This window comes from Planomicrobium stackebrandtii (assembly GCF_030814955.1).
Lineage (GTDB): Bacteria > Bacillota > Bacilli > Bacillales_A > Planococcaceae > Planococcus > Planococcus stackebrandtii.
Map to the genome: position 1 here is coordinate 183748 of NZ_JAUSWB010000004.1, position 13487 is coordinate 197234.

11 protein-coding genes are annotated in these 13487 nt (G+C 45.4%); 5 read left to right on the forward strand and 6 right to left on the reverse strand.

What is annotated here, in order from left to right:
- The first annotated feature begins 25 nt into the window (after positions 1 to 25).
- The 5 genes from hisD (at position 26) to QOZ98_RS08760 (ending at position 5894) form a co-directional block, all read left to right on the forward strand.
- Positions 26 to 1303 carry a histidinol dehydrogenase gene (gene hisD / locus QOZ98_RS08740; protein ID WP_308787098.1) on the forward strand — a complete coding sequence of 426 codons (1278 nt, stop codon included), beginning with the start codon at positions 26 to 28 and terminating at the stop codon, positions 1301 to 1303.
- 30 nt (positions 1304 to 1333) lie between these two features.
- Complete coding sequence (locus QOZ98_RS08745; RefSeq protein WP_308787099.1) at positions 1334 to 2650, forward strand: GntP family permease; 1317 nt, start codon at positions 1334 to 1336, stop codon at positions 2648 to 2650.
- 85 nt (positions 2651 to 2735) lie between these two features.
- Positions 2736 to 3683 (forward strand): 3-hydroxyacyl-CoA dehydrogenase family protein, encoded by a 948-nt coding sequence (locus tag QOZ98_RS08750; RefSeq protein ID WP_308787100.1) that lies wholly within the window; start codon positions 2736 to 2738, stop codon positions 3681 to 3683.
- Complete coding sequence (locus tag QOZ98_RS08755; RefSeq protein ID WP_308787101.1) at positions 3680 to 4444, forward strand: SDR family NAD(P)-dependent oxidoreductase; 765 nt, start codon at positions 3680 to 3682, stop codon at positions 4442 to 4444. Before QOZ98_RS08750 ends, QOZ98_RS08755 begins: the two co-directional genes overlap by 4 nt.
- 202 nt (positions 4445 to 4646) lie before the next feature.
- Entirely contained in the window at positions 4647 to 5894 is a 1248-nt protein-coding gene (locus QOZ98_RS08760) for an NAD(P)-dependent malic enzyme (RefSeq protein WP_308787102.1), read from the forward strand.
- A 247-nt stretch (positions 5895 to 6141) separates the two neighbouring features.
- Here QOZ98_RS08760 and QOZ98_RS08765 read toward each other — a convergent pair whose 3' ends face one another.
- From QOZ98_RS08765 to QOZ98_RS08790, 6 genes are all read right to left on the reverse strand, one after another.
- Complete coding sequence (locus QOZ98_RS08765; protein ID WP_308787103.1) at positions 6142 to 6885, reverse strand: ABC transporter ATP-binding protein; 744 nt, start codon at positions 6883 to 6885, stop codon at positions 6142 to 6144.
- 1 nt (position 6886) lies between these two features.
- Complete coding sequence (locus tag QOZ98_RS08770) at positions 6887 to 8518, reverse strand: ABC transporter permease (RefSeq protein WP_308787104.1); 1632 nt, start codon at positions 8516 to 8518, stop codon at positions 6887 to 6889.
- A gap of 69 nt (positions 8519 to 8587) precedes the next feature.
- Positions 8588 to 9655 carry a Fe(3+) ABC transporter substrate-binding protein gene (locus QOZ98_RS08775; protein WP_308787105.1) on the reverse strand — a complete coding sequence of 356 codons (1068 nt, stop codon included), beginning with the start codon at positions 9653 to 9655 and terminating at the stop codon, positions 8588 to 8590.
- Positions 9656 to 10043: 388 nt separating this feature from the next.
- Entirely contained in the window at positions 10044 to 11150 is a 1107-nt protein-coding gene (locus tag QOZ98_RS08780; RefSeq protein WP_308787106.1) for a 5-methyltetrahydropteroyltriglutamate--homocysteine S-methyltransferase, read from the reverse strand.
- Between the two features lie 36 nt (positions 11151 to 11186).
- Positions 11187 to 12359: a cystathionine beta-lyase gene (metC, locus tag QOZ98_RS08785; protein WP_308787107.1), complete on the reverse strand. Its 1173-nt coding sequence runs from the start codon at positions 12357 to 12359 to the stop codon at positions 11187 to 11189.
- Entirely contained in the window at positions 12352 to 13476 is a 1125-nt protein-coding gene (locus QOZ98_RS08790) for a methionine biosynthesis PLP-dependent protein (RefSeq protein ID WP_308787108.1), read from the reverse strand. Before QOZ98_RS08790 ends, metC begins: the two co-directional genes overlap by 8 nt.
- Between the last annotated feature and the right edge of the window lie 11 nt (positions 13477 to 13487).

Here is a 13487-nt window from a genome sequence, read left to right on the forward strand (position 1 = left end):
AAAATATGAAATTGGAGGAATTAGCATGATGAAAGTTTTAAAAACAGGAAAATCGCAGGAAGAAGTAAGCGCTAACGATTCTAAAGTATCGCTAATTGTATCGGAAGCTTTGAAAGCTGTTGAAGCAGATGGAGACAAAGCAGTCCGTGAACTTTCCGAGAAATTTGATAAATGGGCACCAGAATCTTTCCGCTTAACTCAAGACCAGATAAATGAAATCGTTTCCAAAGTTCCGGACAGTGTCATTGAAGACATTAAATTTGCGCAAAAGAACATCCGTGAGTTTGCAGAAGCGCAACTGGCTTCTATGAATGATATCGAAGTTGAAAATATTCCGGGTGTCATCCTGGGCCATAAAAACATACCGGTTAATAGTGTAGGATGCTATATTCCAGGCGGGCGCTATCCAATGGTTGCTTCTGCACACATGAGTGTATTGACTGCCAAAGTTGCTGGGGTCAAACGTGTATTCGCTTCCACGCCACCGATCAACGGCGAAATTCCGAATGCGACAATTGCAGCAATGTCGCTGGCAGGTGCTGATGAAATTTATCTTCTTGGTGGAATCCAGGCGATGGCAGCAATGGCAATTGGCACAGAAACAATCGAGTCGGTCGATATGATCGTCGGGCCGGGTAATGCCTTTGTAGCAGAAGCGAAGCGACAATTATATGGACGCGTCGGAATTGATTTATTCGCTGGACCGACTGAAACTTTAGTGGTTGCAGATCACACTGCGGATGCTGAAATGGTTGCTACAGACCTGTTGGGGCAAGGCGAACACGGACCGACTTCACCAGGAGCTCTAATCACTACTTCAGAAGAGTTGGCAAATGAAACAGTGAAAGAAATTGAACGCCAATTAGAGACATTGGCTACTGCAGATGTTGCACGGGTTTCGTGGGAAGACTACGGTCAGATTTTACTGGTCGACTCCATTGAAGAAGCGCGCATTGAGGCGGATCGTTTAGCATTCGAACATGTTGAAATCCTGACAGAAGATCCAAATTATTTCCTTGAGCACATGACAAACTACGGATGTCTGTTCCTTGGGCCGGAAACAAATGTGGCTTACGGAGACAAAGTAATTGGAACCAACCATACCTTGCCGACAAAAGGCGCAGCACGCTATACCGGCGGATTGTGGGTCGGGAAATTCATTAAGACAGTCACCTATCAGAAAGTGACACCGGAAGCGAGTGCCTATATCGGCGAATACGCAGCACGCCTATGCCAGCTTGAAAATTTCGCAGGACACGCAGAACAAGCGCTCCTCAGAGTTAGAAGATACGGCAATAAATAATTTAACTTAAGGGGTATGGGGGGATTTTAAATGCTGGGCATGATTGGGATGTTTGGTGGATTGCTTTTATTGATTTATTTAACGATGCGCGGGATGAACTTGCTCATTGCAGCACCATTGACAGCTTTGTTTGTGGCATTAATGAATGGGTTGCCTATGTTTCCTCAGCTTGCTGAGGAAGGCGCAGCCAACTTTTTAACAAATTACATGACCGGTTTTACAGGGTTTATCGCCTCTTGGTATTTGATGTTCCTGGCCGGTGCGATTTTTGGTAAAGTGATGGAAGACAGTGGAGCAGCTGACAGTGTATCGAAATGGATCGTCGGCAAAATCGGCATGAAGCGGGCTGCTCTGGCTGTTGTCATGGCTTGTGCGGTCTTGACTTACGGCGGCGTCAGCTTATTCGTTGTGGCCTTCTCAGTTTATCCGATGGCGCTCAGCCTATTCAGACAAGCCGACTTGCCGCGCCGTTTCATACCGGCAGCACTTGCTTTTGGATCCACTACTTTCACTATGACTTCTGCCGGTTCACCGGAGATCCAAAACTGGATTCCAATCGAGTTTTTGGGAACTACTCCTTACGCTGGATGGGAAGTCAGTATTATCGTGGCTTTGTTCATGATGGTCTTCGGCTATTGGTGGCTGAAGAAGATGATCTCCAAAGCTATGGCAAAAGGAGAGCGGTTTACAGCCCGCAAAACAGATCCTTCGGCAGAAGAACGCCAAGAATTGCCAAATCCATTGCTTAGCATGATCCCATTAGTTGTGGTCTTGGCCATTTCGTTTGTTTTCCATGATTCGCTTGGAACTTCTGCATTGATCATCGCGTTAAGCGGCGGAATTCTTGCAACTTATGTGATCAATCGAAAATATTTCCGCGATATTGGACATGCTTTCAGTGAAGGTGCATTAGGAGCCGTGATTGCAATCGCCAATACGGCCGCAGTTGTCGGTTTTGGCGGAGTTGTCCGAGTGACGCCTTCTTTTGAAGCAGCCGTCGACGTTATGACCGGTATTCCGGGCAGTCCGTTGATTGGCGGGGCACTGGCAGTCGCCGTTATTGCCGGCTTGACCGGTTCTTCATCCGGTGGACAGGCCATCGCTTTGCCGCTGCTTGCACCGCATTATTTGGACATGGGCGTCGATCCGGAAGCTTTGCATAGAACGGTTGCGATTTCTTCGGGTTCGCTTGATTCATTGCCGCAGGGCGGATATGTGGTAACGACGATTCGTTCGATTGCAGGTGAAACACATAAAGATGCCTATCCGGCATTTGGTGCATTGACCGTTGTCGTTCCTCTGATTGGTGCTGCATTGGCAGTTGTATTATTCTCACTTGGATTATAAGATGAAATAAGTTGCCCAACAAACTTTAAGCTACAGTGTTTGTTGGGCAATTTGCGTTATGCAGTCAAAAGATGGAGAGGTGCAGATGATGGAGAAAATTTCAATTCTTGGAGCAGGAACGATGGGACATTCCATTGCGTTGTCCGCAGCGTGGTCCGAACAACCGGTAACTGTCTATGGCATCAATGAGCAGGATCTTGAAAACGCGGACAGAGGCTTGAACAACAAACTTAAAGTTATGGCAGACAATGAGTTGTTTACTGCCGAACAAGCTATAGAAATCAAGAAACGCATCCGGTTGACGACTTCCCTCGAAGAAGCAATTTCGAGTTCGACTTTCATTATCGAGGTAGTGCCGGAAGTTCTGGAGTTGAAAAAAGATTTATACACTAAATTAGAAAAGCTGGTGGCTGACGACGTCGTTATTGCCAGCAATACTTCTGGGTTTAAGCCGAGTTTATTGGCGGCAGATATGAGGCTTCCCAACCGTTTTGTGGTGACGCATTTCTGGAATCCGGGTCATCTTATTCCCTTAGTGGAAGTGGTCAAAGGCGAACAGACAGATGACGAAACAGTGGGACGGGCAATGGATGTTCTGAAAGCCATGAATAAGAAGCCAATTTTGCTCAACAAAGAAATTCCAGGCTTTATCGGAAATCGCCTGCAGTATGCGCTATTCCGGGAAGCTCAAGCGCTGCTGGATGCGGGAGCTGCGTCAAAGGAAGATATTGATGCAGCAGTGACTTACAGCATCGGACGCAGGTTGCCGGTGACTGGGCCGCTCATGACTGCGGATATGGGAGGGCTCGATGTTTTTTCGGCCATCTCAAACTATTTATTTGAAGATTTGGCGACAGATCAACGCTCAGGCGAAACCCTGTCCAAACTCGCAGCGGAAAACAAGCTGGGGGATAAAACCGGCGAAGGGTTTTATTCGTGGGAGCCGGAAATTTCAGCAAAGTTGAATGAAGAGCGGGAACAGACCTTGATCCACTTCCTGAAAAATGATTTAAAGGCGGGTGAAAGGCAATGAACGGCTATTTTTCTGAACTGGCGAACAAGACCGTTGTGGTTACAGGCGGGAGCAAAGGCATCGGCAAAGACATCGCACTGACTTTTGCAAAACTGAAAGCTAATGTGGTGATTTCAGGAAGAGATAAAACAGCTCTTGATGCCGCGCTTTTGGAGTTGCAGATGCACAATCCAAAGTGTATTGCGGTTTCAGGAGATTTGAGCGATATCGCAGAAGTCCGGAAGCTGATTGACAAAGCGGCTTCCGAGTTTGGCACGATTGATGTGCTGGTAAACAATGCTGGTGTCAATATTGCCAAACCCGCAATGGAAGTGACGGAAGAGGATTGGGACACAGTACTCGATCTGAATCTGAAGTCAGCATTTTTTGCGAGTCAGGCGGCAGCCAAGTATATGCTCCAACAAAACAGTGGGCGCATTATTAACATCGCTTCTCAGATGGCGTTTGTCGGTTATGTAAAGCGTGCCGCCTATTGCTCAAGCAAAGGCGGCCTGGTGCAAATGACCAAGGCTTTGGCTGTGGAGTGGGCAAAGCAGGGGATACGCGTTAATGCAGTGGCGCCGACTTTCATCGAAACCGAGCTGACTGCCAGGATGTTTGAAGACCAGGAATTTAAAGAGGATGTCGACAGCAGAATTTTGTTGGACGGCTTGTCACAGCCGGAAGATATTTCTGGAGCAGTGCTGTATTTGGCATCCAATCTGGCGAATTTTGTGACCGGCGAAACCATCAAAGTCGATGGCGGCTGGACAGCGATTTAATTGGGGTGAAAAGAGAACTGGAGCAACTGCAGTTCTTTTTTTTTTCTAAAATTTCACAGCTGGAGCATAAGGCGATTTATCGTTTGAAGTTTCCCGCTTTATCCGCCTAAAGTCTGAAAAATGACAGAATTAAGCGAAAACTCTTTCAATTCATCGAATACCCTTTATAATGAACAATTATAAACAAAGGGAGATGAGGCAAATGTCTAAGCTGAAAAACGATTCGCTGCAGTTGCATAGAACGCATCAAGGGAAATTGGAAATTCGGTCGAAAGTAGCAGTTGAAAACGAAAGGGACTTGAGCCTTGCCTATTCTCCAGGAGTTGCTGAGCCATGCAGGGAAATCGCTGCCGATCCAGCAAAAGTTCATGACTATACAATGAAAAGCAATATGGTTGCCGTAGTGACGGATGGCACAGCTGTCTTGGGACTAGGCAATATTGGACCACTAGCTGCATTGCCGGTCATGGAAGGAAAGGCCATATTGTTTAAGGAATTTGCAGGAGTTGACGCATTTCCAATCTGTTTGGATACAACAGATGCAGAAACCATCATCCAAACGGTGAAATTGCTTGAACCCGGTTTTGGAGGCGTTAACCTTGAAGATATTTCAGCCCCTACTTGTTTCGTAGTGGAAGAGCGTTTGAAAAAGGAAATGGGAATTCCGGTGTTTCATGATGATCAGCATGGTACGGCCATTGTCACCTTGGCAGGCTTGATTAACGCGCTGAAATTGGTTGGCAAGGACGTACAGGAGACGAAAATTGTGGTGAATGGTGCTGGAGCTGCAGGGATTGCAATCGTCAAGCTGCTAAGCAAATTCGGCTTTGGGCATCTGATCATGTGCGACACAAAAGGGGCCATTTTCAAAGGACGCCAAAACGGCATGAATCCATATAAAGAAGAAGTGGCTGAAATGAGCAATTATGAACGCAAAGAAGGTCTATTGGCTGATGTCATTGTGGGTGCAGACGTCTTTATCGGCGTTTCGGCTGAAGGTGCGTTGACGGAAGAAATGGTTCGAACCATGAACAGCGATGCCATCATCTTTGCCATGGCCAATCCGAATCCTGAAATCCTGCCGCATTTGGCCAAACAGGCTGGGGCAAGGGTGGTCGGCACAGGACGTTCTGATTTTCCGAATCAAGTAAATAATGTGTTAGCTTTTCCAGGGCTCTTTAGAGGCGCTTTGGATGTATTGGCTACAGACATCAACGATGCGATGAAGATTGCTGCTGTCGAAGCAATTGCAGGCTTGTTGGAGACCGATGAACTGCATGAAGAGTACGTCATACCAAAACCATTTGACTTGCGCGTCGCTTCAGCGGTTGCAGCAGCGGTTGCCAAAGCGGCAATTGAGACCGGGGTCGCGCGCAAAACAATCGAAAAAGATGATATACAGCAAAAAACAGCCAGCTTGTCAGCAGTTGGAGACAACCGCACATTATAATAGAAGAAACCCATCCGATTTTATTTTGGCGGATGGGTTTCTTACGTTTTTTCTGAACAATCGTAAATTTCATTGAGCGACCAAACATCGTGCTAAACGGCGACAAATTCATTTGAGCGCCTGAAATTCTATTAAACGACCATAAAACAGGTTAAACGACTGCCAATGCCCAACACTCGAATAAAATGTAAGAGGCAATAAAAAATAGCCAGCACATCGCTTGTTCCAAAGCGGATGCCGGCTATTTTTACGTATATATTAGTTCTTTTTCTTCTGAGACAGCCGGCAAACTCTGCTTTTCCTGCCGGTAGACATCAATCAGGTCACACGGGCGACCGATAAACTCAGTCTGTCCATTTTTAATTTTGACGATGCGGTCTGCCAGGATATGGGCATCTTTCTCATCGTGGGTAACAAAAATGGAGGTGATGTTTGCTTTTTTCAAAATATCTCGCAATTCTTTGCGTATTTTTTCCTGCAGTTCTGCATCCAAATTACTAAATGGCTCGTCAAGCAGCAAGAGGTGAGGATTGGGGGCAAGCGCTCTGGCAATCGCTACACGCTGCTGCTGTCCACCGCTCAATTGATGTGGGTAGCGCTTTTCATAACCCTGCAATTCCACCAGCTCCAAGACTTCCTGAAGGCGAGTTTGTTTTGCGGACCGTTTCATGCGGAAAAGTCCAAATAAAATATTATCGGCAACCGTTAAATGCGGAAAAAGTGCGTAATCTTGAAAGACCATACCGATGCCGCGCTTTTCAGGCTGTACAAAAGTCTGGTCATCCACAAGGACTTCATCTTGGATAGAAACCTTGCCGACAGAAGGTTTTTCAAGTCCAGCCAATAGGCGCAAAACAGTGCTTTTGCCGCTGCCGCTCCGCCCTAGAATCGAAATGACCTCGCCTTTTTTAATCTGCAATGAAAAACTATCGAGTGCAGTTGCTTTCGTATTGGCATAAGAAAAACTAAGATTTTCGATTGATACAAACATGTCAGTCCATCTCCTTCTCGAGAAACTTATAAAAGATCACAATGGCCAGGGCACTGATGCCTACTATCAATAAAGAAGCTTGGGAAGCTTCCATAATTTTTTCATCACTTGCGTATTGAAAAGCTTTTGTAGAGAGGGTATCAAAATTAAAAGGCCTCAAAATCAAAGTCAACGGAATTTCTTTCAGCACATCGATAAAAACAAGAATGAATCCACTAATGATGGCACCTTTCATCATGGGCATGTCCACTTTTAAAAAGGTTCTTGTCAGCCCAGCTCCAAGGAGGCGAGATGCATCCTGAAAATCAGTGCCGATCTTGTCATAACCGGTTTCAATAGAACTGTAGCCAATGGCGAAAAAGCGAATGATGTAAGCGGTGATGAGTAGGATGATGCTGACACTGAGAACCAGCGTAGTGTTCATGCCAGCCAACTGATACAACGGCGCCAAGAATTCATCCAATGCGACAAAGGCAGTTACGACTGCCACCGCTATAACGGCGCCAGGAATAGAATAACCGAGAACTGTCAGTTTTGGCAACAACTTAGCGAACCTTCCTTGGACCAGGCGCGCAAAATTGCCAACAATTAACGCAAACACAATTATGGCTGTCGCACTTAAGCCTGCTACGACAATTGAATTTCTCATATAGGACATAAATTCATCTAATGGAATGGTTCCAAACGTCAAAATCGTCCATTCAATCAATTGGGCAATCGGTATGAAAAATCCTAATGCCAATATGCTTAAACAATAACCCGCGGCAGCAACTGCTTTCCAACCAGTTAATTGGATCAATGGCAACGGGCGAACCTTGGTGGAAGAATAGCTATACTGGCGTCTGCCTCGCAAAACTTTTTCAATCAGCAGAATAACAATCACAAAGCCCATGAGTGAAGCTGCCAACTTAATGGAGGTTTCAATATCTCCCAGACCAAACCAAGTTTGAAAAATACCCGTTGTAAACGTCTGGATACCGTAGTATTTCACAACTCCATAATCATTCAATACTTCTAGAATGACCAAACTGGCGCCAGCAATAATGGAAATACGGGATATCGGTACAACCACTTGGAAAAACGTACGCCATGGGCCTTTTCCAAGAAGGCGTGTACTTTCTATCAAGGAAGCAGACTGCTGCGACAGGAAAACTTGTGTGATGGTGTAGACATAAGGATAGAGAAAAACTGTGTAAATAAAAATTGCACCAGGCAAATTCATTATATCGAAGTGAGAAGGATTCAGCTCCATGCCGAAACGGTCACGAAGTGTGGTCTGTATCACACCCGTATAATTGAAAATCCCGTGGTACGTATAAGCTCCGATAAAAGGTGGTATGGAAAGAGGGAGGATTAGTGCCCATTTGAAAAATCGCCGGAAAGGAAACTGGTACTGGGCAATCAGCCAAGCCAGGCTCAGGCCAATGAATATCGTTGCGCCGGCAGTAGCAACAACGAGAATCAATGAGTTTTTGATGAACGACCACAGAACGAACTCTTTCATATGCTCCCAGTTTTCATTAGAGGGAGTAAACAGCCCCGTCACGATCGTCATATTCGGCAAAAATAACGCAGCAATGATGGCCATAGCTGTAACCGTCCAAATATTTACGTTTGCCAATCTTCTTTGCATCGCTTTGTCCACCTTTCCAATAACAAGAAACCCCTTGCTGCAAAATACAGCAAGGGTCGAGCCTATTGATTATTTCCAGCCTACTTCGTTAAAGATCAAAATTGATTTGGCATTGTTTTCTCCAAGAGCCGATAACGAAATATCCTGCTCTTTGAACTCACCCCATGATTTTAACAGTTCAGATGGTTCTACTTCTTCATTTACTGGGTATTCATAATTAGCTTCTGCAAATGTTCCTTGTGCTTCAGGAGCAGATAGGAACTCCAATAATTTTATCGCATTTTCTTTATTTTGGGATGATTTGACAACACCGGCTCCACTAACGTTAACGTGAGTTCCGTCTGTTTCCTGGTTCGGGAAGAATAGGCCAAGGCTTTCTGCCACTTCAACTTCTGCAGGATCTTCAGAGTTCAGCATTTGTCCGAAATAATAACTATTCATAATCGCAACATCACCAATCCCTGCTGCAATTGCCTTGGCTTGGTCACGGTCTCCGCCTTCAGGATCGCGCGCGAAATTGTTCACGAGTCCAGCTGCCCATTCTTTTGCCTCTTCTTCACCGTTTAACTCAATGAATGAAGCAAGCAGCGACTGATTGTAGACATTTTCGGAACCACGAATCAACACGCGGCCATTCCATTCATCTTCTGTCAACGCTTCGTATGTTGATAATTCTTCAGGTGTTACCGTTTCTTTGTTGTAAACAAGGACGCGTGCACGTTTTGTTAAACCGTACCACATTTGGTCAGTGTCACGGAAATTTTCCGGAATTTGTTCGTTTAGAAGGTCACTTGATACTGCCTGCAGCAAGCCATCGTCTTTTGCACGGAACAGACGGCCAGCATCAGCAGTCAAGAACAAGTCTGCTTCTGTGCCATCGCCTTCACGTTTGATGCGTTCAAGCAGCTCATCAGCTTCACCTTTAATAAGGTTGACTTTAATGCCTGTTTCTTCTTCAAATTTTTTGTATAATTCATCATCTACATCATAATGTCTTGCAGTATATAAGTTAACTTCTGTGCTTTCCTCGGCTTCTTCAGAAGCTCCCTCTGTGGCGGGGGCAGATGTATCGTTGCTTCCGCATGCTGTTAAAACAAGAAGTAAAAAAGCCAAAACGAGGTAAATAAGTTTGTTCATGAATGTCTCTCCCTTTGATGTGTTATTAATGATTCAATTGAAAATCATTCTCATTTTCAATTATAAGGGGCTAACTGATAATGTCAATCGGATTTGGTGAAGTATATTAAAAAAACTATATTTTAGTGTAGGTTCAAAGAAGGGGATAGTTAAAAATATCTAGTTTTTTACTCTTTTAAGGATAGCAAGGAGCTAGGCTGTTTAATACGATTTTTCTTTATCTGCAGCTATGTTAAGTTTTACAGTAACTTAATAGGAGAAACTCATCAGGTGTTGTTCATTGAATTTTTTTATATTGATGTGATAAACGCCAATATATGTATAACATGTGGGGAAAATAGAAAAAAGCCTTTTTGCCAATTTAGCAAAAAGGCTTTTTCATAATTCCTTATCCAAAAATCTCTTCAGAAACTTCAACAATGTATTTCAATTTGTCCCATTGCTGCTGTTCTGTCAGTTCATTGCCATGGTGTGTTGAAGCAAAGCCGCATTGCGGGCTGATGCACAATTGCTCAAGCGGTACAAATTCAGCGGCTTCTGCAACGCGTTTCTTGATTAACTCCTTGTCTTCCAGTTCCCCATGTTTTGATGTGAAGACACCGAGCACTACTTTTGCGCCACCAGCTGGGATGTGCTGAAGGGGTTTAAAAGAGCCTGAGCGGTCATCATCATACTCCAGGAAAAATCCGTCAACTTTTTCTTTTGCAAAAAGGGTAGGGGCGATCAAGGCATAGCTGCCTTCAAACGCCCATTTTGATTTGTAATTGCCGCGGCACAGGTGCGTAGTTACTGTTAAATCATCCGGTTTTCCTTCCAGTACACCATTGGTTACGCGCAATGCCAAATCAATCAAATAGTCTCTTGAGTGCGCACCTTCATTGAAGGGAATGTCCGGTGAAGAAAGGCCAGCGATGTAGACATCATCAATCTGCAGGTAACGGACACCAGCGTTGTAGAAAGCCCGCAGCGCATCGCGGTAAACCTGAATAATGGCCTGCGCGTATTCTTCAATATCCGGATAAATCGCAGTGTCACGGATTCCAGCATTGAAAAATTGGTTGGGGCTTGGAATTGTTAGTTTTGGAACGGCCCTCCCGCCAACAATCTCTTTAAATTCAAGAAAGTCTTGAATAAACGGATGGCTGTCATCAAATGAGATTTTGCCGATATTCCGGACATCATAGCGCTCCGTTTCCTCTCCGGCAAACTGATAGCCCGATTCCGGCACATAGCCTTCAAAGCCGTTGATGTGCTCCATGAAATCCAAATGCCACCAGGAGCGCCTAAACTCGCCGTCGGTGACTGCCTTTAAGCCGACTTCAATTTGTTTTTCGACGATGTGTTTGATTTCTTTTGTCTCAATGTTCCGCAAATCTTCTGCTGAAATCTCACCTGCTTTAAATGCGGTTCTTGCTTTATGTAAGGAAGCCGGACGCAACAAGCTTCCTACGTGGTCTGCCTTAAATGGGGCAGTGATCGTTTTAGTCGTTGTCATGTCATTCTTCCCTCTTTCTCTTTATGGATTTTTTATTCAGTTGGCAATGCTCAATCCATTGCGGCGAGCAACCTGCGCCAATGCCTGGCTAAGATCCTGCACCAAGTCATCCGGGTGTTCAAGGCCTACAGAGTAACGCAGCAAGCCATCGGTGATTCCGCGTTTTTCACGTTCTTCGACAGGCATAGAGCCGTGGGACATCGTTGCCGGGTAAGATAGGATCGACTCAACAGCGCCAAGGCTGACAGCAAATACCGGAATTCTCAAATGATCCACAAAAACACGGGCCGACTTTTTATCAGCTAAACGGAAGGACAGGACGGCGCCCGCGCTTCTCGCTTGGCGTTCGTGAATGGGGTTGCCCGGATGAAATGAAAACCCTGGGTAGTAGACTTCTTCGATTAATGGGTGGTTATGCAGATACTCAGCAATTGTACGGGCAGATTCGGACGACTGTCCCAAACGGGCACCCAAAGTCTTGATGCCTTGAATCAGCAAGTAAGAATCCTGTGCGCCTAAAACCGAACCAAAGGTATTTTGAATAAAGCCTAAGCGGTTTCCAAGTTCTTCATCTTTAGTTACGGCAAGTCCAGCGATGACATCGCTGTGCCCTGACAGGAATTTTGTTGCACTGTGGAGAACGATGTCTGCACCAAGCGCCAGTGGATTTTGGTAAAGCGGCGTCATGAATGTGTTGTCGACAAATGTCAGACAGCCATTGGCTTTCGCCAATTTTGCAGCGATTTCAATGTCAGTAATGTTCATGACCGGATTGGATGGTGTTTCCAAATAAACCACTTTCGTGTTTGGCTGAATCGCGTTGGCCATTTCGTTCAGATCGGTCATATTGACAAAGGTGTACTCAATATTGAATTTATCCAATACCTCTGTTATGAAACGATATGTTCCGCCGTAGACATCCTCTGAGACGAGGACGTGGTCGCCTGAAGACAGCAGCATGAAAGCGGAAGAAATGGCGGCCATTCCCGAAGAAAAAGCAAATCCGCGTTTGCCGCCTTCGAGGTTGGCAATGGTTTCTTCCAATGCCAGACGCGTCGGATTTCCAGAACGGCTGTAATCAAAAGGCCCAAACGAATCAAGGCTTTTCTGATGAAATGTGGAAGATAAATAGATTGGTACGTTAACGGCCCCAGTTTGCGGGTCAACTCCGGTAGAGTGGATAAACTTGGTTTCAATACGATCAGTCATATTCAACAACCTCCTTTTTCAATTTCGAAAATGCCTGTGTCAAGTCAGCAATTAAATCTTCAGCGAGTTCGACGCCGACCGAGAAACGCAATAGCCGGTTGCAAACACCTCGTTTAGTACGTTCTTCAAATGGAATATCTGCATGGGTTTGGGTAGCCGGGTAAGTGATAAAGCTCTCAACGCCTCCTAAGCTTTCGGCAAAGGTGATCAGCTTGATATTCTCGAGGAATGGCCCGACCCATTCTTCTTCCTGCAACCGGAATGACAGCATGCCGCCTTTTCCTGGATACAGTACATCGGAAATGACTGATTGCTGGGCAAGAAATGCTGCAATTTCTTTTGCATTTGCCTCATGCTGCCGCATGCGCAACGGAAGCGTCTTTAATCCGCGGATCAATAACCAGGAATCGAAAGGCGAGAGAACTGCACCAACTGCGTTATGGAACATCGACAGCCTTTCACAGATGCTTTCTCCTTTTGCAGCAACGAGGCCGGCAAGGACATCATTGTGTCCGCCGATATATTTTGTAGCACTGTGGATGACAATATCTGCTCCCAGTTCGATAGGCTGCTGGAAGAAAGGCGTAAGGAAGGTATTGTCAACAATCAATAGTAGATTATGCTTTTTCGCTAATGCGGCATAAGCAACAAGATCGATTTCCTGCATGAGCGGATTAGTCGGCGTTTCAATAAAGAGCGCCCGGGTATTTATCGTAATTTTTTTTTCGGTATCTGATACATCTTTAAATTCAGCATATTTTGGATGGATATTGTAAGCAGCTGCGAAATGATCCAGCAGACGGTAGGTTCCGCCATAAATATCCTCTGGCACTAATATTTCATCGCCGGGACGGAAAAGAGACAAAACCAGTTGGATAGCTGCCATTCCAGAACTGCAGGCAAATCCGGCATCTGCGCCTTCGAGTTCCGCAAATCCTTCTTCAAGGACTGAACGTGTCGGATTTTTTGTTCGTGTATAATCATAGCCGGTTGATTGGCCAAGCCCTTGATGTTCAAAAGCCGTTGATAAGTATATGGGCGGGTTCACCGCTCCTGTTGCAGCGTCGCTGCGATTGCCTATTTGAACCAATAAAGTTTCCAAGCTGTGTTTTGTCATTCCACTCATCC

What these genes read in the sequence shown, in the direction of transcription:
- hisD (WP_308787098.1), top strand. Translation starts at nt 26, where the DNA reads ATGATGAAAGTTTTAAAAACAGGAAAATCGCAGGAAGAAGTAAGCGCT.
- QOZ98_RS08745 (WP_308787099.1), top strand. Translation starts at nt 1,334, where the DNA reads ATGCTGGGCATGATTGGGATGTTTGGTGGATTGCTTTTATTGATTTAT.
- QOZ98_RS08750 (WP_308787100.1), top strand. Translation starts at nt 2,736, where the DNA reads ATGATGGAGAAAATTTCAATTCTTGGAGCAGGAACGATGGGACATTCC.
- QOZ98_RS08755 (WP_308787101.1), top strand. Translation starts at nt 3,680, where the DNA reads ATGAACGGCTATTTTTCTGAACTGGCGAACAAGACCGTTGTGGTTACA.
- QOZ98_RS08760 (WP_308787102.1), top strand. Translation starts at nt 4,647, where the DNA reads ATGTCTAAGCTGAAAAACGATTCGCTGCAGTTGCATAGAACGCATCAA.
- QOZ98_RS08765 (WP_308787103.1), bottom strand. Translation starts at nt 6,885, where the DNA reads ATGTTTGTATCAATCGAAAATCTTAGTTTTTCTTATGCCAATACGAAA.
- QOZ98_RS08770 (WP_308787104.1), bottom strand. Translation starts at nt 8,518, where the DNA reads ATGCAAAGAAGATTGGCAAACGTAAATATTTGGACGGTTACAGCTATG.
- QOZ98_RS08775 (WP_308787105.1), bottom strand. Translation starts at nt 9,655, where the DNA reads ATGAACAAACTTATTTACCTCGTTTTGGCTTTTTTACTTCTTGTTTTA.
- QOZ98_RS08780 (WP_308787106.1), bottom strand. Translation starts at nt 11,150, where the DNA reads ATGACAACGACTAAAACGATCACTGCCCCATTTAAGGCAGACCACGTA.
- metC (WP_308787107.1), bottom strand. Translation starts at nt 12,359, where the DNA reads ATGACTGATCGTATTGAAACCAAGTTTATCCACTCTACCGGAGTTGAC.
- QOZ98_RS08790 (WP_308787108.1), bottom strand. Translation starts at nt 13,476, where the DNA reads ATGACAAAACACAGCTTGGAAACTTTATTGGTTCAAATAGGCAATCGC.